The following is a 22,581-nucleotide window of genomic DNA, read 5'->3' on the forward strand; positions in this document are numbered from 1 at the left end:
CGGAATCATCTCCCGCGACCGACGAAACGGCGACGCGGGGTAACAAGGAGGCGGCTCTCGCTGAATCTGGGTTCCCCCGGAAATCTCCGGCGCAGGCGGCGCAAGTTCTTCTCTGGGAGATCGCCACCTACACCTGGGGTGCCGGGAACAAAGCCCGATGCGGCGAGAGTTCGCCGATCACCTGGAGGGGATCGGGTGATCCGAGACTAGCACCCATCAGGGTCAGTCTGCTGCCTCGAGGTGTTCAACGCGTGTCCGGGATCGTTCATTCCCGCCCTCGGCGAGCAGTTGTTCTGCATCGGCGGACCAGACCTGTACGCCGAGTGGATCGATACCGAGCTCGTACCGGTGCCAGCCGTCGGGTGCCTCCTCCGCTCGCTCGGGTTCGTCGCCCAGCACCAGCACCGTCGGACCGGCGCCGCTGACGACCGCGGCCAGACCGCTTCCGCGGAGCTTGTGCACAAGGGCAAGGCTCTCGGGCATCGCGGGCTGCCGGTACTCCTGGTGCAGCCAGTCCTCGGTCGCCGTCATCAGCAACGAGGGCCGCGAGGTCAACGCTGCAACGAGCAACGCGGCCCGTCCTGCATTCGCAGCTGCATCTGCATGCGGTACCGAGGACGGCAGCAACCCACGAGCTTCCTTGGTCAGAACGCGCGTCGACGGCACGTACGCGACCACCGACAACTCGGTCATCGGCTCCAGCCGGATCGCCCGGCCGGTACCACCGTCGGTCCACGCGATCGTGAACCCACCCAGCGCACACGCGGCCACGTTGTCCGGGTGCCCTTCGATCTCGTTGGCCAACTCCAGCACGTGATCCCGATCCAACGGCTCCCCCGCCAGCCCGTAAGCCGCCGCGATCCCCCCGACGATCGCCGCCGACGAAGACCCCAGCCCCCGCCCATGCGGAATCCGGTTCTCACACCGCAAGGTGAAGCCGGGCACCGACGCGCCGAGTGCATCCAGCCCGGCGCGGATGGACCGCACCACCAGATGCGACTCGTCCAGAGCGACCTCACCCTCACCGGGCCCGGTCACCTCGACAACCACTCCGTCCCCACCCGGAGTAACCGTCAACTCGTCATACCGAGTCAGAGCCAGCCCAAACGCATCGAACCCAGGGCCCAGGTTTGCGCTAGTGGCTGGTACCCGGACATGAACCGGACCACCGTCGGTCGGGGGCAACTTAAGCCAGTCCTGCTACTCGGGCGACCGCGTCGGTGTCTGCCGGGGTGACTGGGGTCTCCTTGACCGTTGCGTAAGACAGAGCAGTGTCTATGTCTTTGAGGCCGTGGCCGGTGACGGTGATGACGATGGTGGAGCCGCCGTCCAGCCGGCCGGCGGCCTTCGTCGCCAGCAGTCCGGCGACGCCCGCGGCCGAGGCGGGTTCCACGAAGACGCCTTCCCGGGCGGCCAGTTCGCGTTGGGCGGAGAGGATCTGGTCGTCGGTGACTGCCTCGATCCGGCCGCCTGATTCATCTCTGGCAGCTTCGGCGAGCGTCCAGGACGCGGGGTTGCCGACCCGGATCGCGGTCGCCTGGGTGTCCGGCTTCTCGACGATCCGTCCGGTGACGATCGGCGCGGCGCCTTCCGCCTGGAAGCCCCACATCTGCGGCACCTTCGAGGAGATCTTGTCCTTGCGATACTCCTGGTAGCCCTTCCAGTACGCAGCGATGTTGCCCGCGTTCCCAACCGGCAGCAAGTGCAGATCGGGCGCGTCACCAAGCGCGTCACAGACCTCGAACGCCGCGGTCTTCTGGCCTTCCAGCCGGACCGGGTTGACCGAGTTCACCAGCGCGACCGGGTAGTGCTTGCCCAGCTCCCGCACGATCCGCAGGCAGTCGTCGAAGCCACCGTCGATCGACACCAACTTCGCGCCGTGCACGATCGCCTGCGCCAGCTTGCCCTTCGCGATCCGCCCGGCCGGGATCAGCACCAACGGCAGCATCCCGGCACGCACGGCGTACGCCGCGGCTGAAGCCGACGTATTGCCGGTCGAAGCGCACACAACCGCCTTGTCACCCGCCTGCGCCGCCAGCGAGATCGCCACCGTCATGCCGCGGTCCTTGAACGAGCCGGTCGGGTTGTTGCCCTCGACCTTGAGCCAGACCTCGCAATTGGTCTGCTCGCTCAGCCACTGCGCGGCCACCAGCGGCGTACCGCCTTCGCCGAGGGTGACCACCGGAGTGTCCGCCGAGACCGGGAGCCGGTCGCGGTATTCCTCGATCACGCCTCGCCACTGGTGTGGCCGCTGCTTCGTCATCTCTAATCCCCTTCGACCCGCATCACACTGCTGACCTCACGGACGATCTCCATGTCACGCAGGGCTTCCACGGTCGCCGAGAGCGCGGCGTCGGTGGCGGTGTGGGTGACGACGACCAGTTGCGCGTCGCCGCCGCGGCCTTCCTGCCGGACGGTCTGGATCGACACGCCGTGGTCGGAGAAGGCCAGTGCCACCGCCGCCAGCACGCCGGCCTTGTCGGCCACGTCCAGCGACACGTGATAGCGAGTCCGGGTGGCACCCATCGGACGGGCGGCCCGCTGGGTGTACGACGACTCGCCGACCCCCGGCACACCCTTGAGCCGGTTGCGCGCGGCGGACACCAGATCCCCGAGGACAGCGCTGGCCGTCGGGGCGCCGCCGGCACCACGACCATAGAACATCAGCTGGCCGGCCGCTTTGGATTCCACGAAAACGGCGTTGTACGCGTCCCGGACCGAGGCCAGCGGGTGGCTCAGCGGGATCATCGCCGGATAGACCCGGGCGCCGACCGAGTCGTTGTCCTCGTCCAGCTCGCAGATCGCCAGGAACTTCACCACGCAGCCCATCTCGCGGGCCGAGGCGATATCCGTCGCGGACACTTCGGTGATGCCCTCGCGGTGCACGTCGGCGATGGAAACCCTGGTGTGGAAGGCCAAACTCGCCAGCAACGCGGCCTTCGCGGCAGCGTCGAAGCCCTCGATGTCGGCGGTCGGGTCGGCCTCTGCGTATCCCAGCGCCTGGGCCTCCTCGAGCGCTTCGTCGAAGCCGGCGCCGGTGGAGTCCATCTTGTCGAGGATGTAGTTCGTGGTGCCGTTGACGATGCCCATCACCCGGGTCACGTCGTCACCGGCCAGCGACTCGCGCAGCGGCCGCAGGATCGGGATCGCGCCGGCCACGGCGGCTTCGAAGTACAGATCGCGCTCGTACTTCTCCGCGGCGGCGAACAGGGTCGGGCCGTCCTCGGCGAGCAGCGCCTTGTTGGCCGTGACGACGGAGGCGCCGTGCTCGAGGGCGGTGAGGATGAGGCTGCGGGCCGGCTCGATCCCGCCGATCACCTCGATCACCAGGTCCAGGTCACCGCGCGAGACGAGTGCCTGCGCGTCGGTGGTGACCAGGGCCGGGTCGACCGCGATGTCGCGCGCCCGGCCGGCCCGGCGTACGGCGATGCCGGCGATCTCCAGCGGGGCGCCGACCCGGGCGGCGAGGTCGTCGGCCCGCTCGGTCAGGATCCGGACCACCTCGGTGCCGACGACGCCGCATCCGAGCAGCGCCACCTTCAGCGGCCGCTGCCCCGCCCCGGGCTTCTCTTCGAGGGGTTCTGCGTTCTCGGTCATTCGGCCCCCATGTCCAGTGCAAGCATGTCGTCCTCGGTCTCGCGACGAACGACGACCCGCGTCTGCCCGTCCTTGACCGCGATCACCGGTGGCCGCGGTACGTGGTTGTAGTTGCTCGCCATCGACCGGCAGTACGCGCCCGTGCCCGGTACTGCGACCAGGTCGCCCGGCTTGACGTCGGCGGGCATGAACTCGTCCTTCACCACGATGTCGCCCGACTCGCAGTGCTTGCCGACCACGCGAGCCAGCGTCGGCTCGGCCTCGGAGTACCGGTTGGCCAGCGTGCAGGAGTAGTCGGCGTCGTACAGCGCGGTGCGGATGTTGTCGCTCATGCCGCCGTCGACGGAGACGTAGGTGCGGTAGGCATCGGCGTCGAGGGAGACCTCTTTGACCGTGCCGACCGAGTAGACCGTGCACATCGCCGGGCCGACGATCGCGCGGCCGGGCTCGATCGAGACCTTCGGCACGTCGACACCGTGCCCGCGGCACTCGTGCTCGACGATCTTGCCCATCTCGGTGGCCAGCTGCGCGGGGTCGGACGGGTCGTCCTGGGTGGTGTACGCGATACCGAAACCGCCGCCGAGGTCCAGCTCCGGCATGTCCACGCCGAGCTCGTCGGAAACCCTTGCGTGCAAGGCGATCACTCGTTTGGCGGCGACCTCGAAGCCGGACGAGTCGAAGATCTGCGAGCCGATGTGCGAGTGCAGCCCGAGCAGCTCCAGCTCCGGCGCTTCGTTGATCCGGGCAACGGCTTCGTAGGCCGCGCCCGAGGTGATCGAGAAGCCGAACTTCTGGTCCTCGTGCGCGGTCGCGATGTAGGCGTGGGTGTGCGCCTCGACGCCCGCGGTGACCCGGACCATCACCGGCGCGACCAGGCCGCGCTCCTTGGCCAGCTCGATCAGCCGGCTGATCTCGTGCTCGGAGTCGACGATGATCCTGCCGACGCCGGCCTCGAGAGCGCGGGCCAGCTCCTGCTCGGACTTGTTGTTGCCATGGAACCCGAGTCGCTTGGGGTCGGCGCCTGCCCGCAGCGCGACGGCGAGCTCGCCACCGGAGCAGATGTCGAGGTTGAGCCCCTCCTCCATCACCCAGCGGACAACGGTCGTACAGAGAAAGGCCTTGCCCGCGTAGTAGACGTCGAAGTCCTTGAACCCGAGCTTGAACGCGCGGGCCCGGGACCGGAAGTCGTCCTCGTCCAGCACGTACGCCGGACTGCCATGCTCGGCGACCAGGTCACGCAGGTCGACGCCGCCGACCTCGAGCGCGCCTTCGCCGTTCTTCTTGGCCGTCGTCGACCACAGCGAGGTGACCAGGTCGTTGGGGTCACGCGGCGCGCGCAGCCACGGCGGCGAGTTGTGTCCGAGGTCGGCGTGCAGCGTGCCCGCCTCGTGCGCCCTCACATCCGCTCCGGAGCGCTGACGCCGAGCAGGTCGAGTCCGTTGGCGAGGACGGTCTTGGTGGCGTTGACCAGGGTCAAGCGAGCCTTGTGCACCGGCTCGATCTCCTCGTCGCCGCGCGGAAGCACCCGGCAGACGTCGTAGAACTTGTGGAACGCCGAGGCGGTGTCCTCGAGGTATCGGGCGACCCGGTGCGGCTCACGCAGCTCGGCGGCCGTCGCAACCACGCGCGGGAAGTCGGCCAGCGCGCGGAGCAGGTCGCCCTCCTTCTCGTGGCTGAGCAGGCCGGGCTCGAACTCGTCCAGCTTGATCCCGAGCTCGTCGGCGTTGCGCAGGATCGAGGCGAGCCGGGCGTGCGCGTACTGCACGTAGTACACAGGGTTCTCGCTGACCTGGCGGGTCATCTCCTCGATGTCCAGGGTCAGCGGCGAGTCGACCGGGTAGCGGCACAGCGTGTAGCGCAGCGGGTCGACGCCGCTCTCCTCGACCAGCTCGGCGAGCGTGACGATCGTGCCCGCGCGCTTGGACAGCTTCATCTCCTCACCGTTCTTGAGGATCTTGACGAGCTGACCGATCAGGATCTCGATGTTGTGTTCGGGGTCGTCGCCGGCGCAGGCCGCGATCGCCTTCAGCCGGTTCACGTAGCCGTGGTGGTCGGCGCCGAGCAAGTAGATGCAGACCTCGAAGCCGCGCTCGCGCTTGTTCACGTAGTACGCCGCGTCGGAGGCGAAGTAGGTCGGGTCGCCGTTGGTCCGGATCAGCACCCGGTCCTTGTCGTCGGTGAAGTCGGTGGTCCGCATCCACAGCGCGTCGTCCGCCTCGTACAGATGCCCCTGCTCGCGGAGCTTCTCGATCGCGTGACCGACCCCGTCCTGCTCGTGCAGGCTGCGCTCCGACATCCAGACGTCGAACTCGGTCCGGAACTGGGCCAGCTGGTCCTGCTGCTCCTTGAGCTGCCGCTCGTACCCCGCCTCGCGGAACGCGACCGACTGCTCGGCCTCGGGCAGCTCCTTGATCCCCGGCACCTCAGCGACGATCCGGGCGGCCAGGTCGTTGATGTACTCCCCGTGATACCCGTCCTCGGGGACCGGTACGCCGTTGGCCGAGGCCATCAGCGAGGCGCCGAACTTGTCCATCTGGGCGCCCCGGTCGTTCACGTAGAACTCACGGGTGACCTTGGCGCCGGCGGCGATCAGCACCCGGGCCAGCGCGTCGCCGACTGCGGCCCAGCGGGTGTGGCCCAGGTGCAGCGGGCCGGTCGGGTTGGCGGAGATGAACTCCAGGTTGATCGGCTGGCCCTTGAGCGAGTCGCTCGACCCGTACGCCGGGCCGGCCTCGACGATCTGCGCCGCGATCTTGCCCTGGGCATCGGCCGCGACCCGGATGTTGATGAAGCCCGGACCGGCGATCTCGACCGCCGTGATGGCGTCGTCGTCCTGCAGCTTGGCCGCCAGCAGCTCGGCCAGCTTGCGCGGGTTCCCGAGGCTGGAGCGCTTGCCCAGCTGCATGGCGATGTTGGTCGCGTAGTCCCCGTGCTCGGGATTCTTGGGCCGCTCCACCTTGAGCTCACCGGGCAGGCCGCCCTCGACCGTCAGCGCGCCGTCGTCGACGAGCGCGGTCAGGGCCAACAGAATCTTCTCAGCGAGCTGTTCCGGAGTCACCGGGCCAGCCTAATGGCCAGCCGCCCAAACCCTTGACTCAGTATCCACAGCCCGGTACGACCGCGCTCCCGGGCGTCCGCTCAGGCGGGTTTGAGGCGGAGGACGGCTGTTTTGCCGGAGACGGCGACGGTGGTCACCTTGAGGCTGTTGAGGGTGTAGCTCTGGCCGGGGCCCTGGGCGCTGGTGCTGATGCTGCAGCAGCCGCCGTCGGCGCTGTAGGCGACGGTGCCGTTGCTCACCCGGTCGATCTTCAGGATGCTGGTGAAGCCGAGGGTGCTCCGCTTGACCTGGAGGCGGGTGCCGGTGCGGACGGCGACCTCGCAGCGGGAGTCGGCGCAGGCCTTGTAGTTGGTCCCGTCGGCCGCGGTGGGGACCGGCTTGGTGGGCTTCGGCAGGATCGAAGGCTTGGGGGTGGACGACGGGGTCGCGGGCGGGGTCGGCGTACCGGCGGTGTCTGGCGGTGGGGTGTCGCCGGGGCCGGGCGTGGGCGTGGCCGTGGGGCTTGCGGGCGTGGTGGGTGCTGGGCCGGCCGTGCCGTTGTCGTCCGAGGAACCGCCGCAGCCGGCCAGGGTGAGCGTGGCGGCGACGGTGGCGACGAGCGCGAGCTTGGTGTTCATACCGGCAGTCAACAAGGCCCTAGGGGATCTCAGGGACAGATAGCCGCTTCCTGCCACTCAGGTCAGTGGGTGGCTTCGACCTGGACGACGCTTTCGCGCGGGAGCTTGGTGTCCCACGCGGCCTTCTCGCCGTTGACGGTGACGGTCAGCGAGCCGCAGGCGTCGGCCAGGCAGTGGTCGTCGTACCTGAGGCCCCAGAGGGTGAAGAACTGGCTCAGGGTCGGGCGCTCGGCCTTCGTCTTCGCCTCGACCCACAACACGCCGTCGGTACCGTGCGTGTGCACCGCCGCCTGCTCGGCGCGGAGCCGGTCGACGCCGATGTCCGCCGGGATCTCCACCGGCTTGCCGTCGACCGTGACGGACAGCTTGAGCGTGTACGGCGCCGGGCCGCTGAAGTCGAGCGGCAACCGCTCGAACCCGGCCTTGTCGACGTACGAGACCGCATCCCGTGGCGCGCTCCACGGGGGTGCGCTCGTCCTGAGCTCCGCAGCGGCCGGCTTGGCCGGGCCGACCTGGCAGCCGCTCAACGCCGGTACCAGGCTCAGTGTGACGGCCACCACCAGCAGACCCGCTCTCATGGGGAGCAGGGTTTCATGCCGCCTTGATCAGTCCTCCGACGGCATCAGCACCCAGAGCACGATGTAGATCAGGAACTGCGGACCGGGCAGCAGGCAGCTGACCACGAAGATGAGTCGCATCGTGTTCGCGGAGATGCCGAAACGGCGCGCGAGACCGGCACACACACCACCGATCCAACGATTGCTGGACGGCCGGACCAAGGAGCTAGCCATGGGTTCGTTTTCCTTTCGGTACTTGGGGTTACGTCCACTATGACGACTCCAGTACCCACCAGGATCCCGCCACACGGAAGACCCAGGGACCGACCAGGGTCTCCCCCAATGCGAACCCTCACCGAAATTCCTGCTAATGTTCTGCTCGTTCCTGAGCCCCCGTAGCTCAGGGGATAGAGCACCGCCCTCCGGAGGCGGGTGCGCAGGTTCGAATCCTGCCGGGGGCGCGGACGATCTGGGCGATTCATGCTCGCGGAAAGCGCGAGCCTGGATCGCCCGCCGTTTTGTGGGGGCGAAGCCCCCACGCCCCACCCGGCGGGCTCCGCCCCCGGACCCCCACCGTGGCGGGCCAGGTTGCTAATGCTGGAAGCGGTAGGTCTTGCTGTCGGTGGTGATGCAGATGCTTGGGGAGAGGACGATGACGCGGAGGGTGGCGTCGGGTTCGTAGTAGTCGATGCCCTCTACCTCGAAGGTGCCGGTGCAGGCGCTCTGCAAGGGCAGTTGGCCCAGTGAGGTGACTGTGCCGGTGACGTCGGTGGTGCCGACGGGGGCGGAGAGGTCTACCTGGAGCAGGGGCTTGGTGGTGCCGAAGAGGGTGCCGTCGGGGTCGTCGGAGGCGCAGAGGAGTTGGGTTGCGGTGACGAAGTCGCAGCCTTGGATGTCGCGGACCTGGTGGTTCAGGCGGATCGCCGAGGCGTACGGGAGGTTCTGGGCCGGGTTGGTGGCACCGACGCCGGGCATGGGCAGGACCAGGAGGCGGTCCATGGTTCCCCACTCACCAGTGACCATCCAGCGCACGTCCGGAGATACCGCGGAGAAGCTGTTGTTGCTGGCCTCCCACGGTTCCAGGGCGTGCTTGTAGTTGCTCCACTTGCCGGTCGGCGACTGCACCCGGTAGAGCTTCGCGCCGCGGTCGTCACGCTGGTACGGCTCCACGTACCAACCCCCGGCGGCACCGGGGTCGCCGACGTGGTTCCAGCCGCCGACCAGCAGATCGAGTGGGATGGTCGTGGTGCCGGTGTACCGGTACGTCGTGGTGCCACCGCGGGTCACGGTCGCCAGCCCCTGGCCTTCGTCGAGCGGCCGGGCGTTGTCGGAACCGACGATCCGCCAGCCGGTGACGGCGTGGGCTTGCAGCGGAATGAGCAGGGCGGTCAGCGCCGCCGCGAAGAAGATCCCCAGTTTGCGCATTCACTCGTTGTAGCAGCGCCTGCTGTCAGAGTGATGAAATCCCGGTGCCTACCGAACAAATCGGTTGGTGCGGGCGCGCGTAGTGGCTTTGATGGGCTCATGAGTGAGGTGGAGGGGACCTGCGACGCGCGGTTCGAGACCGTGCGGGAGGCGCTGGTCGCGTCTCTGGACGACAAGGACGTCGGTGCTTCGGTCGCCGTCTACCTGGGTGACGAGCTGGTCGTGGATCTGTGGGGCGGGTACTTCGATGAGGCCCGCACCAGGCCCTGGGAGTCCGACACGATCACCTGCGTCTTCTCCACGACGAAGACGATGGCCGCGTTGACGACGCTGATCCTCGCCGACCGTGGGGTGATCGACCTGGACGCGCCGGTCGCGAAGTACTGGCCGGAATTCGGTGCCCTGGGCAAGGACAAGATCCTGGTACGGCACGTGCTGGGCCACACGGCCGGCCTGCCCACCTGGGACAAGCCGGTACGGACCGAGCAGCTCTACGACTGGTCGCTGATGACCAGGCTGCTGGCCGAGCAGGCGCCGAGCGCGCCGCCGGGGGAGGTCGGCGCCTACCACGCGGTGACCCAGGGATTCCTGCTCGGCGAGATCGTCCGGCGGGCAACCAGCCGGACTCTCGCCACCTACTTCGCCGAGGAGGTCGCCGGACCGCTCGGTGCCGACTTCCAGCTGACTGTGCCGCCCGGTGACGACCACCGGGTCTCCCCTGTCATCCCGGCCCCGACCAGAGCACCCGAGATCGTCGCAGCGGGGCCCGGGAACCCGCCGATTCCGGCGGAGACCGCCAACACCGAGGCCTGGCGACGGGCGGATATCCCATCGGCCGGTGGGTTCGGCAACGCGCGGTCGGTCGCTGCTGTCCAGTCGGTGCTGGCCAACGGCGGCGAGGCCCGTGGCGTGCGCTTGCTGTCGAAGGCCGGGTGCGAGCGCGTCCTCGAGGAGCAGTTCTTCGGTGAGGACGAGGTGTTCGGCAGGCGGATGCGTTATGGGATGGGCTACAGCGTGCAGGGCCAGACCTGCAGTTGGGGCGGTTGGGGCGGCTCACTGGTCCTGGTCGACCTCGAGGCCCGGCTGACCGTTGCCTATGTGATGAACCAGATGCTGGAAGAGAGCGCGCTCGGTGACGGCCGTGGCCTAGGCATGGTGTTCGCGGCCTACGAAGGCGCGTACTAGGGAGTCCGGTCCTCGGCCGGCGTACGGCCGAAGGCCTTGTGGTACGTCCGGGTGAAGTGGGCCGGGCTGGTGTAGCCGACCTGGTACGCGACCTCGGCGGCCGTCAGCGGCTGCGTGCGGAGCAGCACCCTGGCCTCCTGCAGCCGTAGCTGCTTCTGGAACTGGATCGGCGTCATCGAGGTCGCGGCCAGGAAGTGGCGGTGGAAGGTCGACGGGCTCATCCCGGCCACCTCGGCCAGGTCGGCCACCAGGATCGGCTCGTTGTGGTGCCGGCGGATCCAGCCGATCGCGTCCGAGATGTGCGAGAGCATGCCGTCGGCCAGCCCGATCTGCTGAACCAGCGCGCCTTGGTCACCGAGGAGCAGCCGCCACAGGATCTCGCGCCGGATACCGGCCCCCAGCACCCGTACGTCGTCCGGCCGGTCGGCGATCCGCAGCAGCCGGACGACAGGATCGAGCAAGTCCGGCGTCGCGTCGCTGACCACCATGCCGCCGTACTGCGGTGGCCGGGCCGGCGTCTCGAGCAGCAGCGGCGCGATGTCCAGCGGGTCGAGCCGGATGCTCACCACGGCGAACGGCTCGTCGGGACTCGCCTTCAGCGCCTGACCGATCACCGGCAGGTCCAGCGAGGTGACCAGGAACTGCCCGGCGCTGTACTCGTAGGCCACCCCGTTGAGCAGCGTCAGTTTGACGCCTGAGGCAACGATCGCCACCGACGGCTCGGCCACCCCGGCACTCAGCTCGGTCGGCGCATCGACCCGGCTGACCTGTACGCCGTCCAGCAGGTGCCGGCTGTGCCCGCGCTGCCCGACGGCGTGTCGCAGGATCAGCGTCCGGAGCTCTTCGAGCAGGTCCACTCCCCCAGTGTTCCACCGAAGTCGCCAGGATCGCGCAAGCGGGCGCCAGCATCAGGCTCACGCTTCCCCGCCCGCCGGTGGTCTGATCGAAGTATCGACAGAAAGGCATTCCCATGAACCGCAGAACTCTCGGCGGCACCGGCATCTCGGTCAGCGAGCTCAGCCTCGGCGCGATGATGTTCGGCGCGATGGGCAATCCGGACCACGAGGACTCGGTCCGGATCATCCATTCCGCCCTCGACGCCGGCATCAACCTGATCGACACCGCTGACGTCTACTCGGCCGGCGAGTCCGAGGAGATCGTCGGTACGGCGATCCGCGACCGGCGCGACGACGTCGTACTGGCCAGCAAGTTCGGCCTGCCGATGGGCACCGACCCGAACCAGCGCGGCGCCTCCCGCCGGTGGATCATCCAGTCGGTCGAGAACAGCCTGCGCCGGCTCGGCACGGATCACCTCGACCTGTACCAGCTCCACCGGCCGGACCATGACACGGACGTCGCCGAGACGTTGTCCGCGCTGTCCGACCTCGTCCAGGCGGGCAAGATCCGGGCGTTCGGGTCGTCGATGTTCCCGGCCGAGACGATCGTCGAGGCGCAGTGGGCCGCGGAGCGGCGGAGTACGCACCGGTTCCTGACCGAGCAGCTCATGTACTCGATCTTCACCCGGCGCCCGGAGGCATCGGTCTTCCCGGTGACGCAGCGGCACGACCTCGGCGTACTGGTCTTCAGCCCGCTCAATGGCGGCTGGCTGTCGGGCCGGGCGGACCTGACGTCGTCCCACCGGGCGTCGACCCGGCCCAACCACTACGACCCCACCACTGTGACTGGTGCTGCGAAGGCGGCCGCTGTGGGCAAGCTCAGCGCGCTTGCTGCAGAGGCCGGGATGACGCTGCCTCAGCTGGCTATCGCGTTCGCCCGGGCGCACCCGGCGGTGACGTCCGTACTGATCGGCCCGCGCACCCAGGAGCAGCTCGACAGTCTGCTACCGGCAGCTGAGTTCGACCTGTCCGGGGACGTGCTTGACCGGATCGACGAGATCGTCCCGCCCGGCACGGAGCTGGACCCAGCCGACAACTACAACGCCACCCCGCCGGCGATCGAGCACCCCCACCTCCGCCGACGCTGACCCCTCCGCCGGCGCGGTGAAGGCGAGGGCCGCGAGGGCGAGGGCCAGGAAGCTGTGCCGGAGGTGCATACGCCGAGGCTAGGTTGGGCTGACCGGTGCGCGGACGGGTTGGCCTGATGCTGACATGTGGGTCTTATGAAGGTCTTACCAGTAGTTCTTGAGCTTTGTTCTGGCATGCCACACTCGGCAGCGTGCGGACACTCCTCGGGCGGACGGCAGAGCAGGAACGGCTGAGCGCGCTTGTTGCCGGGATCACCGAGTCCGGTGGCGCCCTGGTGATCCGCGGTGCCGCTGGTATCGGGAAGTCCGCACTGGCCGCCGAGGCCGCCACGCAGGCCAGGGCGGCCGGTGCGAAGGTCCTGGCCGTCACGGGCTCGGAGTCCGAGCAGAACTTCCCGTACGCCGGCCTGCACCAGCTACTGCACCCCGTCCGCAAGGGAATCGACGCACTGCCCGGATCGCAACGCGAAGCCCTCCGAATCGCGCTCTGCCTCGCCGATGGCGACATCCCGGACCTCTACCTGGTCGGAATGGCAGCGCTCAACCTCCTCTCCGACACCGGTACGCCGCTCCTGCTGCTCGCCGAGGATGCTCACTGGCTCGACCAAGCAAGCGCCGACGTACTCGCCTTCGTCGCACGCCGCCTCGACTCGGAGCCGATCGTCCTGCTCGCCACCGTCCGGGACGGCGTCCCCAGCCAACTGGACACCGAACTGCCCTCCCTCCACCTCGAGCCCCTCACCGACGACGTCGCATCCACCCTCCTCGACGAGGTCGCTCCGACGCTCGACCCGTCCGTCCGCAAGCGCCTGCTGTCCGAGGCGGCAGGCAACCCGCTGGCCCTGGCCGAGCTACCCGCCACCATCCAGGCAGACTCGTTGCTCAAGGCCACCTTGCCGCTGAACACCCGGTTGGAGCGCGCCTTCGGCGCCCGGATCTCCACGCTGCCCGCGGACACCCGGATGTGCCTGCTGGTTGCCGCACTCAACGATCGCGGCTCCCTCAGCGAGATGTTCGAAGCCGCAAGCGCCGCGCTCAGCGGCGCGCCGGTAGGCGCCGAGACGCTCACGCCGGCCGCCGAGGCCGGGCTGATCGAAGCCGCGCTAGGCGGAGCCGGGGCGAACGTAGCCGGGGCGAACGTGGCCGGGCGCGGCAGCGCTGGGCAGGGCGAGTCCGGCCAGGGCAGCAGCGGGCAAGGCGGTGCCTGGCTGGCCGTGGGTGGACGGTTGGCGTTTCGGCATCCCTTGATGCGGTCGGCGATCGTTCAAGCGGCAACCGCAGCTGAGCACCGCGCCGCGCATCGAGCGCTGGCGGATGCGCTGCAGAAGGATCCCGAACGGCAGGTCTGGCATCTCGCGGCCGCCGCGACAACGGCTGATGAGGGGATTGCGGGGGTACTGGTTGAGGCGGCTGAGCGGGCTCGGTATCGGGGTGGGGTTGGGGCGGCTATTGCTGGGTTGGAGGAGGCTGCTCGGCTGAGTGAGAGTGGTGAGTTGCGCGCTGATCGGTTGCTGCGGGCGGCTGATCTGGGGGTGGAGGCGGGGCGGTCGGATCTGGTGGAGCGGCTGCTCGCCGAGGCGTCCAGGGAGGAGCTGTCGTTCCAGCATCGGGCGCGGGCTACCTGGATCCGGAGCAGTTTCGATGACGGGCTGGTCGACGACACGGCGGGGCCGATCGAGCTGGCGAAGTTGGCGCGGTCGGTTTTTGAGGACGGCGATCTGGATCTGGCGATGCGGATCCTGTGGGGTGCGGGGATGCGGTGCTTCTGGGCTGAGCCCGGCCCGGAGGCGCGCCAGCATCTGCTCGACGTCGCCGACAGTCTCCCGCTCGACGAACACGACCCGCGCCTGATCGCCATCCTCGCCTACGTCGCCCCGATCGAGCGCGGCAAGGCCGTCGCCGCCGGCCTGATGGAACTCGCCGGACAGACCGGCGGCGACCCCGAGGTCGAGCGATTCCTCGGCAGCGCCGCCCTGCAGATCGGCGCCTTCGAGCTGGCCGCCAGGTTCTCCGCCTCCGCCGCAGCCGGTCTACGGGCGCAAGGCCGGCTAGGCCTACTCGCCCGCGCCCTGGCCGTGCACGCCTGCAGCGCCACCCGTCTGGGCAACCTCGACGTCGCACTGCCCGCCGCCGAGGAAGCAGCCCGGCTGGCCAAGGAAACCCACCAAATCTTCATGTACGGCTTCGCACTCTCCGCCCAGGCCGAGATCGCAGCCCTCCGCGGCCTGTACGCCGAAGCCGCCAACCTGATCGCCGAGGCAGAGCAGGTCGCCCTAGCCGCAGGCGCCCGCCCCATCCTCGCCACCGTCCAGCTAGCCCGTGGCCTGTCCGCCCTGGGCGAGGGCCGCCACGCCGACGCCTTCGCCGACCTGCACCGCGTGTTCGACCTGACCGAGCCGTCCTACCAGCTAGCCCTGCGCTGCTACCTGATAGCCGACCTGACCGAGGCAGCGATCCGCTGCGGCCAGGAGGACGCAGCACGCAAGATCATCCAGAGGCTGGAGAAGGATGCCCAGCAGACCGGCTCCCCCTCCCTACACATAGGCCTGCGCTACGCCCGCGCCGCACTGGCCAGCGACGACGACGCAGAGAAGCTATTCCTGGCCGCGCTGGCCGGTGACCTCACCGGCTGGCCCCTGGAGCGCGGGCGACTGCACCTGGCCTTCGGCGAGTGGTTGCGCCGCCACCGCCGAGCAGCGGAGTCCCGCGTCCACCTACGGGCCGCACGTGAGACCTTCGACGCGCTAGGCCTCATCCCCTGGAGCGAGCGGGCCCGCAGCGAGCTACGCGCCGCAGGCGAGACCAGCCCACGCCGTACGCCGGATGCGCGCGAGCAACTCACCCCGCACGAGCTGAGCATCGCCCAACTGGCAGCCGAGGGCCTGACCAACCGCGAGATCGGCCAGCGCCTCTACCTCTCGCACCGAACCGTCAGCACCCACCTGCACCGCATCTTCCCCAAGCTCGGCATCACGTCGCGCGCTGATTTGCCCGCCGTACTGCGGAATTCGCCAGGGTGACGTACACCAGCAGCGTCATCTGACGGGCGCGGCGGACGGTCGGTCCTTCCTAGGTTGTCAGGCGTAAGTGCGCTGACTATCCGTAGGAGACATCCCATGCCCGAACAACCGTCGCGGCGGGCCTTCCTCGCCACCTCAGCCGCTGCCGTCACGGTGGCTTCCACAGCAGCCCTCTCCAGCACCGAAGCGCTGGCCGGCCCCGAAGCAGCAGCAACGGACACCGCCATCCGGAAGTACAAGGTGAACGTGCCCGACTATGTGCTCGCCGACCTGCGTCACCGGATCAAGGCGACCCGCTGGCCCGCCAAGGAGACGGTCGCCGACCAGTCCCAAGGCGTCCAGCTCGCCAAGCTCCAGGAGCTCGTCCACTACTGGGGGACGCGCTACGACTGGCGCAAGGTCGAGCGCAGGCTCAATGCGCAGCCTCAGTTCGTCACCAAGATCGACGGCCTCGACATCCACTTCACCCACATCCGCTCGAAGCACGCGAACGCGCTGCCCCTGATCATCACGCACGGCTGGCCCGGCTCGATCCTCGAGCTGCAGAAGGTGATCGGCCCCCTCACTGACCCCACCTCGTACGGCGGCCGCGCGGCGGACGCGTTCCACCTGGTCATCCCGTCGATGCCCGGCTACGGGTTCTCCGAGCGGCCGACGGCGAAGGGCTGGAACGCGGACCGGATCGGGCTCGCCTGGGACGTACTGATGAAGCGGCTGGGCTACTCGCAGTACGTGTCGCAGGGCGGTGACTGGGGTGCGGTCGTCTCGGACAAGATGGCCCGCCGGGCCTTCCCCGGGCTGCTCGGCATCCACGTCAACATGCCGGCCACCGTGCCGCCGGACGTCGCCAAGGCGCTCAACGACGGTGATCCGGCGCCGGCCGGGCTCGGTCCGGTGGAGAAGAAGGCCTTCGACACGTTGAAGACCTTCTACACGCTGAACACCGGGTACTCCGCGATGATGGCGACCCGCCCGCAGACGCTCGGCTACGGCCTGACTGACTCGCCGGCCGGGCTGGCCGCGTGGATGTACGACAAGTTCGCGCAGTGGACCTACAGCGGCGGCGACCCGGAGCGGTCGCTGACCAAGGACGAGATGCTCGACGACATCACCCTGTACTGGGTCACCAACACGGCCGTGTCCTCGTCGCAGCTCTACCTGGAGAACGGCGAGAACAACTTCAACGCCGTCGACATCTCGATCCCGGCCGCGATCACGGTCTTCCCGGGCGAGATCTACCAGACCCCGCGCAGCTGGGCCGATCAGGCGTACCACAACCTCATCTACTTCAACGAGGTCGACAAGGGCGGCCACTTCGCCGCCTGGGAAGAGCCCGAGCTGTTCAGCCGCGAGATCCGCGCCGCGTTCCGTTCCCTGCGTTGAGAGAGGACTGCTTTTCATGATCAGCAGAAGGACCTTCAGCAAGGTGGTCGGGGCGGGCGCCGCCGCGGCTGCCGTAGTACCGGGCATCGCCAGCGCTGCACCTGTAGCAGTGGGCGGCCTCGGGCGGCTGCGGCACGTGCAGACCGACCTGCTTGACATCGCGTACTACGAGTCCGGCCCGGCCGGTGGACCCGTGGTACTGCTCGGGCATGGCTGGCCCTACAGCCCGTATGCGTTCACGCATGTGGTGCCCGAGCTGGTGCGGGCCGGGTACCGGGTGCTCACGCCGTTCCTGCGGGGACACGGGGAGACGACGTTCGTGTCCGCCGACACCTTCCGCTCCGGGCAGCAGGCAGCGCTCGGGTCGGACTGGATCGCCTTCATGGACGCGCTGCAGATCCCCAAGGCCATCTTCGCCGGGTATGACTGGGGTGGCCGCGGTCTATGCGTCGCAGCGGCCCTGTGGCCGGAGCGCTGCGTCGCACTGGTCTCGGTGAACAGCTACCTGGTCCAGAACCTCGACCCCAAGCTCGCAGTGATCCCTGCGGCTCCGGCGGTCGAGGCGGCCCAGTGGTACTTCGACTACTTCACCACCGAGCGCGGCAAGAACGGCCTGACCCAGAACCGCAAGGAGATCGCCCGGGTCGTCTGGACCAAGAACTCCCCCACCTGGGACTACACCGAGGCCGACCTCGACCGGGCCGCCTCCCTGATGACCAACCCGGACTACGTCGCCGTGGTCCTGCACGTGTACCGCCACCGCCGGCTGACCGAGCCCGGCGACCCCCGGTACGACGCGCTGGAGGCCCAGCTCCGCAAGCAGCCGCCGATCACGGTCCCGGCCGTCACGCTCGACGGCAAAGACGACGGCAACTTTCCATGGACGGATGGGAAACCTTCGGCCTTCCACTTCACAGGTCCCCGGGTGCATCACGTAGTACAGGGTGCTGGGCACAACCTGCCGCAGGAGAAGCCACGTGCGTTCGTGAAGGCGATCCTCGAGGCGGCGCGCCTACACTGATCAAGGTTTGCCGCGTCGTCCGTAGGAGGACCTGAGAATGCCCGATTCACGTACCCAGACGATCGCCTATCCCGCGCCGGGGGCGCGACCGTCGCGGCGTGATCTGGAGCCGCTCGCGCCGCATGTGATCGTCCTGTTCGGGGCGACCGGCGACCTGGCCAAGCGCAAGCTGCTGCCGGGGCTGGCATACCTGCAGCAGTCGCGGTTCGCGCCGGACGTACGGATCATCGGGACCGCGATGGAGGAGCTCAGCTCGGACGAGTTCCGGGCCCGGGCCCGGCTCGCGGTGGACACCTACGGCACGCACAAGATCACCGAGGACGAGTGGGCGCAGTTCTCGGAGCGGCTGGAGTACGTCTCGACCAAGGAGGGCCCGGGCGCGCTCGCCGCCGCCGTCAAGACGGCCGAGACCGTGCTCGGGCCGGACACCTGCCGGCTGCACTACCTGTCGGTACCGCCGAAGGCCGCCCGCTCGGTGATCCAGATGCTGCGCGACGCCGACCTGGTCGACCGGGCCCGGGTGGTGATGGAGAAGCCGTTCGGCGACAACCTGCAGTCGGCGATCGAGCTGAACGACTTCGTCCACGAGACCTTCGACGAGTCGCAGATCTTCCGGATCGACCACTTCCTCGGCAAGGAGGCGGCGCAGAACATCCTCGCCTTCCGGTTCGCCAACGGGCTGTTCGAGCCGATCTGGAACCGCAACTTCATCGACCACATCCAGATCGACATCCCCGAGTCGCTCGGACTGGACCAGCGGGCCACCTTCTACGAGCCGACCGGCGCGTTCAAGGACATGGTCGTCACGCATGTCCTGCAGGTGCTCGCGTTCGTCGCGATGGAGCCGCCGACGGCGCTGGAGCCACGGGCCATCTCGGAGGAGAAGAACAAGGTCTTCCGCTCGATGCTGCCGATCCAGCCGTCGGACGTGGTCCGCGGCCAGTACGGCGGCTACCGCAGCGAGGAGGGCGTCGCACCGGACTCCGACACCGAGACGTTCATCGCGATGAAGGTCGGGATCGACAACTGGCGCTGGGCCGGCGTGCCGTTCTATCTGCGGACCGGCAAGAAGATGGCCGAGGGGATGCGGATCATCTCGATCGCCTTCAAGGAAGCACCGAAGACCATGTTCCCGTCCGGCTCCGGGGTCGGGTCGCAGGGGCCGGACCACCTGACCTTCGACCTGGCCGACTCGTCGCGGGTGTCGCTGTCCTTCTACGGCAAGCGGCCCGGTCCGGGGATGCGGCTGGAGAAGTTGTCGATGCAGTTCTCGACGCAGGAGACGGAGACCGCGGGCGATGTGCTGGAGGCGTACGAGCGGCTGATCCTCGACGCTATGCGCGGCGACCACACGCTGTTCACGACGGCCGAGGGCATCGAGTCGCTGTGGGAGAACTCGACGCTGCTGCTGGAGGACCCGCCGCCGGTGAAGACGTACGCACCCGGTACCTGGGGGCCGAACGCCATCCACCAGCTGATCGCGCCGCATGCTTGGCGGCTGCCGTTCGAACGCGAGTGGCGCGAGGGCAAGCCCGCGGCTGACGGGGACTAGCCTCCTCCGGCGACGTACTGGTTCCTCGGGCGTCGCATGTTGTCGAGGGCCTCGGTGAGGGCGTCTTCGAGGTAGCTGAGGCGGTTGGTCGACTGCAGCAGGGTCGCACCGCCGGTGACGGCAGCAAGGATCGAGTTGGCCGTCTTCTGTACGTCGATGCGCGGGTCGATCTCCCCTGCGTCCTTCAGCGCTTGGACGCCGGCCGCCAGGTAGGCCGCCCAGGTGTCGGTCAGCCCGTCGACGACCTCACGGGTGGCCGGATCCGCCGTGCCGAGCTGGGTGGTCAGCGCCCGGAGCGGGCAGGCGGCCCGTTGCGCGTCGTAGATCTGGATGACGCGACGGCGCCAGGCCTGCCACTTGCGCCAGGTGGTGAGGTCGGCGAGCTGGGGCAGCTGGTCGGTGATCACCTGCTCCGCTTCGTACCTGACGACGGCGAGCATCAGGTCGGCCTTGCCATCGGGGAAGTAGTGGAAGAGCTGACTCTTGCTCGTCGCAGTGGACGCGCAGATGTCATCGAGCCCGACGTTGGCGACCCCACGATCGCGAACAAGCAGCGCGGCGCCCTCGACGATCCGTTGCCGGGTCGCCGCACCTTTGGCCGTCAGCACTCGCTCCATACGGCCAACCCTAGTCACGCAGATGGACGGCAGCCGTCTCGGCGTGGCAGTGATCGCCGGCTGATCCGGTCGTGCAGTTCAGAAGCGGGCGGCTGCGGGGATCACCTCACTGCCGATGCGTTCTACGGCTTCTAGGTCGGGGGCTTGCGGGATGCTGCCGATGGCGGCGTCGAAGCCGAGGGTGTGGAGACGGCCCAGCTCGTCGATCAGCTCTTGGGTCTTCTCACCGTTCGTACCGGCGTCGAGGGTCTGGTAGACGGTCTTGGTGATCTCGGCGTAGTCGCGGCCGACGTCCTCGCAGTGCTGTTTGAGGACGTCGAGCTTGTGCTCGAGCTCGGGGGTGTTGAACAGGTTGCAGGACTGCGCGTACTGCGCGACCAGGCGGAGCGTCTTCTTCTCTCCCCCGCCGCCGACCATGATCGGCGGGTGCGGCTTGCTCAGCGCCTGCGGGACGTTCAGCAGCCGCTCGGCCTGGTAGTGCTTGCCCTCGAACGGCTTGTCCTCGTCGGACCACATCTGCTGCAGGTACTTGAGCGTCTCCTCCAGCCGCTCGAACCGCTCCGCGACCGGCGGGAAGTCGAAGCCGAGCCCGCGGGACTCCTCCTCGTTCCAGCCGGCGCCGATGCCGATCATGGCGCGGCCGCCGGACAGTACGTCGAGCGTCGTCACCGCCTTGGCCAGCAGGCCGGGGTGGCGGTAGTGCACGCCGGTGATCAGCGTGAAGAGTTTGACCCGCTCGGTCTGCGCGGCGAGGAATCCGAGCGTCGTGTAGGCCTCGAGCATGTCGTGATCCGCGGGGCCGACACCGCGGATCTGGAAGAAGTGGTCCATCACGGCCAAGTGGCTGAAGCCGGCCCGATCGGCGGTCTCAGCCACTGCGGCGAGCTCGGCGCCGAGCGCGGCCGCGCCGTTCGGCCAGGTGAAGTCAGGAATCTGCAGACCGATGTCCATCGAGGGTCCTTCCGGGGCGTTTTTCTCCAGCCAACACCCCGGAACGGCCTCATTCAAACGGTCTGCGGCGGGTCAGCCTGCACCGCCGCCCGGTGTCGCGGTGCTGTGGCCGACTGCGCAGAGGGCGAAGGCATAGCCCTGGACGTTGCTCTGGGTGCCGGTGTAGGTCGCCTCGACCTTCCAGCCTTGCGCGAAGTACAAGGGCTCCGAGTCGGAGAAGATCAGACCTTCGCCGCTGTTCGAGTCGCCTGAGTGCCCACCGCTGACCACAACCTGGCCGGCCGGGCAGAGGGCCTCCCAGGAGTGCCGCTCGCCTGGTTTGAAGGCCTGCTTCACCAGTACGGGGGCGGAGACGGTGACGCCGACGCTGTCCGCCGGGTCGCCCTTCGGGCCCTGGTCTCCCTTGTCACCCTTCTCGCCCTTGGCACCGGGAGCGCCGGGCGCACCCGCGGCACCGGGGGTGCCCGGGTCGCCCTTGGGGCCCTGCTGGTTCCAGGAGGTGGGGTTCTCGTAGAAGCGGCAGGAGCCGCCCTTGGCGGGGTCGATCACGCGGAGGTCGCCGAAGTTCTTGTCGACGCAGGCGTGGATCGTGGTCGTCGCGGGTTCGGCGGCCGAGGCCACCAGCATGCCGCCGCCGAGCACCACCAGCGCGCCCACGGCAGCCGCCACCCCGGTCGAGCGGGGCAGTCCCCGTGGCTTGAGCAGAGCGAGTTTGGAAGTCATGATGGCGACCCTAGGAATTCGTGGCCATCGGCAACAGTTCCCTTCACGCCGCATCCAGGGCCGGGCCCCCTTCACCATCGGGCAGCCACCGGGTTGGATGGAGGGATGACTGAGTCTGATCTCGAGGTGGCGGTCGCGGCGGCGGAGGCGGGGGCCGCGGTGGTACGGGCGCAGTACGGTGCCGCGGTCGTCCGGCACGACAAGTCGGCGACGGACTTCGCTACCGACACGGATCTCGCCGCCGAGCAGGAGATTCTCGAGCTGATCCGGCGGGCCAGGCCGCAGGATGCGATCGTGGGCGAGGAGACCGGTGCCAGTGACGACGGTACCGCCCCGAGGCGCTGGCTCGTCGACCCGCTGTGCGGGACGCTCAACTTCGCTGCCAGGACTCCGCTCTTCTCGGTCAACGTCGCCTTGCGGGACGGCCCGGAGACAGCCGTCGCCGCCGTCGCGGATCCGATCGCCGGCGAGACCTTCTGGACCGATGGAGCAACTGCGAGCGTCCGCCGGGAGGGATCCGACCTTCCGATCGCACCCTCGGCGGACTCGCGGCTCGTCGACGTCAACCTCGACCCGATCACCGATGGCGACTTGCTCGGGTCGAGGTTGCTGACCGATCCCGCGTTCCGGCAGGCGTTCGGTCAGCGGGTCCTGTCGACCACCTTGGCCGTCGCCTGGGTGGCGGCGGGCCGGCGCGCCGCGTACGTGACCGACGGAGATCTCCGCGACAGCGTGCACTTCACGGCAGGGCTGGCCTTGTGCCGCGCGGCCGGCTGCATCGTCACCGACCTACGCGGACAACCTCTGCACTCAGGCCTGGGAGTGATCGCCGCCGCCGATGCCGGCACTCACGCGACTCTGCTCGAGATCGTCGCGCGCCACCTTCTCTAG

The 22,581-nt window shown here is 68.8% G+C and carries 20 protein-coding genes and 1 tRNA gene; 8 read left to right on the top strand and 13 right to left on the bottom strand.

All coding sequences use genetic code 11. From position 1 onward, the window contains the following. Positions 1-222: 222 nt before the first annotated feature. From thrB to ABD116_RS01820, 8 genes are all read right to left on the bottom strand, one after another. The gene (thrB, locus tag ABD116_RS01785; protein ID WP_343964042.1) at positions 223-1,185 is read right to left on the bottom strand and encodes a homoserine kinase; all 963 of its coding nucleotides are present in this window, start codon (positions 1,183-1,185) and stop codon (positions 223-225) included. Position 1,186: 1 nt separating this feature from the next. Beyond that, positions 1,187-2,263, bottom strand: coding sequence for a threonine synthase (gene thrC / locus ABD116_RS01790; RefSeq protein ID WP_343964044.1), 1,077 nt, complete (start codon positions 2,261-2,263; stop codon positions 1,187-1,189). A gap of 2 nt (positions 2,264-2,265) precedes the next feature. Further along, positions 2,266-3,597 (bottom strand): homoserine dehydrogenase, encoded by a 1,332-nt coding sequence (locus ABD116_RS01795; protein WP_343964046.1) that lies wholly within the window; start codon positions 3,595-3,597, stop codon positions 2,266-2,268. Further along, entirely contained in the window at positions 3,594-4,997 is a 1,404-nt protein-coding gene (gene lysA, locus ABD116_RS01800) for a diaminopimelate decarboxylase (protein ID WP_343964048.1), read from the bottom strand. Before lysA ends, ABD116_RS01795 begins: the two co-directional genes overlap by 4 nt. Continuing rightward, on the bottom strand, positions 4,994-6,655 hold the full coding sequence (gene argS, locus ABD116_RS01805) for an arginine--tRNA ligase (protein ID WP_343964050.1): 1,662 nt from the start codon (positions 6,653-6,655) through the stop codon (positions 4,994-4,996). The genes lysA and argS overlap by 4 nt, the downstream gene beginning before the upstream one ends. An 80-nt stretch (positions 6,656-6,735) precedes the next feature. Continuing rightward, entirely contained in the window at positions 6,736-7,272 is a 537-nt protein-coding gene (locus ABD116_RS01810) for a hypothetical protein (RefSeq protein ID WP_343964051.1), read from the bottom strand. Positions 7,273-7,334: 62 nt separating this feature from the next. Next, complete coding sequence (locus tag ABD116_RS01815) at positions 7,335-7,850, bottom strand: hypothetical protein (protein WP_343964052.1); 516 nt, start codon at positions 7,848-7,850, stop codon at positions 7,335-7,337. 27 nt (positions 7,851-7,877) lie between these two features. Further along, positions 7,878-8,063, bottom strand: coding sequence for a PspC domain-containing protein (locus tag ABD116_RS01820; RefSeq protein WP_343964054.1), 186 nt, complete (start codon positions 8,061-8,063; stop codon positions 7,878-7,880). Positions 8,064-8,218: 155 nt separating this feature from the next. On the opposite strand from ABD116_RS01820, the gene ABD116_RS01825 reads away from it, so the two are divergent. Then, positions 8,219-8,290 (top strand) — tRNA-Arg (locus tag ABD116_RS01825). Between the two features lie 130 nt (positions 8,291-8,420). On the opposite strand, the gene ABD116_RS01830 is transcribed toward ABD116_RS01825, so the two are convergent. Next, complete coding sequence (locus ABD116_RS01830) at positions 8,421-9,254, bottom strand: hypothetical protein (RefSeq protein ID WP_343964056.1); 834 nt, start codon at positions 9,252-9,254, stop codon at positions 8,421-8,423. Between the two features lie 99 nt (positions 9,255-9,353). Between ABD116_RS01830 and ABD116_RS01835 the strand changes: the two genes are divergently transcribed. Further along, positions 9,354-10,439 carry a serine hydrolase domain-containing protein gene (locus ABD116_RS01835; protein WP_343964058.1) on the top strand — a complete coding sequence of 362 codons (1,086 nt, stop codon included), beginning with the start codon at positions 9,354-9,356 and terminating at the stop codon, positions 10,437-10,439. Here the strand turns inward: ABD116_RS01835 and ABD116_RS01840 are convergent. Then, positions 10,436-11,296 (bottom strand): AraC family transcriptional regulator, encoded by an 861-nt coding sequence (locus ABD116_RS01840; RefSeq protein ID WP_343964060.1) that lies wholly within the window; start codon positions 11,294-11,296, stop codon positions 10,436-10,438. The genes ABD116_RS01835 and ABD116_RS01840 overlap by 4 nt on opposite strands. A gap of 113 nt (positions 11,297-11,409) precedes the next feature. On the opposite strand from ABD116_RS01840, the gene ABD116_RS01845 reads away from it, so the two are divergent. From ABD116_RS01845 to zwf, 5 genes are all read left to right on the top strand, one after another. Then, positions 11,410-12,423 carry an aldo/keto reductase gene (locus ABD116_RS01845; protein WP_343964062.1) on the top strand — a complete coding sequence of 338 codons (1,014 nt, stop codon included), beginning with the start codon at positions 11,410-11,412 and terminating at the stop codon, positions 12,421-12,423. Positions 12,424-12,614: 191 nt separating this feature from the next. Continuing rightward, on the top strand, positions 12,615-15,443 hold the full coding sequence (locus tag ABD116_RS01850; protein WP_343964064.1) for an AAA family ATPase: 2,829 nt from the start codon (positions 12,615-12,617) through the stop codon (positions 15,441-15,443). 96 nt (positions 15,444-15,539) lie between these two features. Then, positions 15,540-16,826 carry an epoxide hydrolase family protein gene (locus ABD116_RS01855; RefSeq protein ID WP_343964066.1) on the top strand — a complete coding sequence of 429 codons (1,287 nt, stop codon included), beginning with the start codon at positions 15,540-15,542 and terminating at the stop codon, positions 16,824-16,826. Between the two features lie 16 nt (positions 16,827-16,842). Continuing rightward, positions 16,843-17,847 (top strand): alpha/beta fold hydrolase, encoded by a 1,005-nt coding sequence (locus ABD116_RS01860; protein ID WP_343964068.1) that lies wholly within the window; start codon positions 16,843-16,845, stop codon positions 17,845-17,847. A 37-nt stretch (positions 17,848-17,884) separates the two neighbouring features. Then, complete coding sequence (zwf, locus tag ABD116_RS01865) at positions 17,885-19,399, top strand: glucose-6-phosphate dehydrogenase (protein ID WP_343964070.1); 1,515 nt, start codon at positions 17,885-17,887, stop codon at positions 19,397-19,399. Here the strand turns inward: zwf and ABD116_RS01870 are convergent. The 3 genes from ABD116_RS01870 to ABD116_RS01880 form a co-directional block, all read right to left on the bottom strand. Then, positions 19,396-20,016, bottom strand: coding sequence for a TetR/AcrR family transcriptional regulator (locus ABD116_RS01870; RefSeq protein WP_343964072.1), 621 nt, complete (start codon positions 20,014-20,016; stop codon positions 19,396-19,398). The two genes, zwf and ABD116_RS01870, sit on opposite strands and share 4 nt — an antisense overlap. 78 nt (positions 20,017-20,094) lie before the next feature. Further along, positions 20,095-20,967 (bottom strand): LLM class F420-dependent oxidoreductase, encoded by an 873-nt coding sequence (locus ABD116_RS01875; protein WP_343964073.1) that lies wholly within the window; start codon positions 20,965-20,967, stop codon positions 20,095-20,097. Between the two features lie 72 nt (positions 20,968-21,039). Further along, entirely contained in the window at positions 21,040-21,690 is a 651-nt protein-coding gene (locus ABD116_RS01880; protein WP_343964075.1) for a hypothetical protein, read from the bottom strand. A 105-nt stretch (positions 21,691-21,795) separates the two neighbouring features. On the opposite strand from ABD116_RS01880, the gene ABD116_RS01885 reads away from it, so the two are divergent. Continuing rightward, the gene (locus ABD116_RS01885) at positions 21,796-22,581 is read left to right on the top strand and encodes an inositol monophosphatase family protein (RefSeq protein WP_343964077.1); all 786 of its coding nucleotides are present in this window, start codon (positions 21,796-21,798) and stop codon (positions 22,579-22,581) included.

Origin of the sequence: Kribbella koreensis, assembly GCF_039525325.1 — a bacterium.
In the GTDB taxonomy this organism is placed as follows: domain Bacteria; phylum Actinomycetota; class Actinomycetes; order Propionibacteriales; family Kribbellaceae; genus Kribbella; species Kribbella koreensis.

What these genes read in the sequence shown, in the direction of transcription:
- thrC (WP_343964044.1), bottom strand. Translation starts at nt 2,263, where the DNA reads ATGACGAAGCAGCGGCCACACCAGTGGCGAGGCGTGATCGAGGAATAC.
- ABD116_RS01795 (WP_343964046.1), bottom strand. Translation starts at nt 3,597, where the DNA reads ATGACCGAGAACGCAGAACCCCTCGAAGAGAAGCCCGGGGCGGGGCAG.
- ABD116_RS01810 (WP_343964051.1), bottom strand. Translation starts at nt 7,272, where the DNA reads ATGAACACCAAGCTCGCGCTCGTCGCCACCGTCGCCGCCACGCTCACC.
- ABD116_RS01815 (WP_343964052.1), bottom strand. Translation starts at nt 7,850, where the DNA reads ATGAGAGCGGGTCTGCTGGTGGTGGCCGTCACACTGAGCCTGGTACCG.
- ABD116_RS01820 (WP_343964054.1), bottom strand. Translation starts at nt 8,063, where the DNA reads ATGGCTAGCTCCTTGGTCCGGCCGTCCAGCAATCGTTGGATCGGTGGT.
- ABD116_RS01830 (WP_343964056.1), bottom strand. Translation starts at nt 9,254, where the DNA reads ATGCGCAAACTGGGGATCTTCTTCGCGGCGGCGCTGACCGCCCTGCTC.
- ABD116_RS01835 (WP_343964058.1), top strand. Translation starts at nt 9,354, where the DNA reads ATGAGTGAGGTGGAGGGGACCTGCGACGCGCGGTTCGAGACCGTGCGG.
- ABD116_RS01845 (WP_343964062.1), top strand. Translation starts at nt 11,410, where the DNA reads ATGAACCGCAGAACTCTCGGCGGCACCGGCATCTCGGTCAGCGAGCTC.
- ABD116_RS01855 (WP_343964066.1), top strand. Translation starts at nt 15,540, where the DNA reads ATGCCCGAACAACCGTCGCGGCGGGCCTTCCTCGCCACCTCAGCCGCT.
- ABD116_RS01860 (WP_343964068.1), top strand. Translation starts at nt 16,843, where the DNA reads ATGATCAGCAGAAGGACCTTCAGCAAGGTGGTCGGGGCGGGCGCCGCC.
- zwf (WP_343964070.1), top strand. Translation starts at nt 17,885, where the DNA reads ATGCCCGATTCACGTACCCAGACGATCGCCTATCCCGCGCCGGGGGCG.
- ABD116_RS01870 (WP_343964072.1), bottom strand. Translation starts at nt 20,016, where the DNA reads ATGGAGCGAGTGCTGACGGCCAAAGGTGCGGCGACCCGGCAACGGATC.
- ABD116_RS01875 (WP_343964073.1), bottom strand. Translation starts at nt 20,967, where the DNA reads ATGGACATCGGTCTGCAGATTCCTGACTTCACCTGGCCGAACGGCGCG.
- ABD116_RS01880 (WP_343964075.1), bottom strand. Translation starts at nt 21,690, where the DNA reads ATGACTTCCAAACTCGCTCTGCTCAAGCCACGGGGACTGCCCCGCTCG.
- ABD116_RS01885 (WP_343964077.1), top strand. Translation starts at nt 21,796, where the DNA reads ATGACTGAGTCTGATCTCGAGGTGGCGGTCGCGGCGGCGGAGGCGGGG.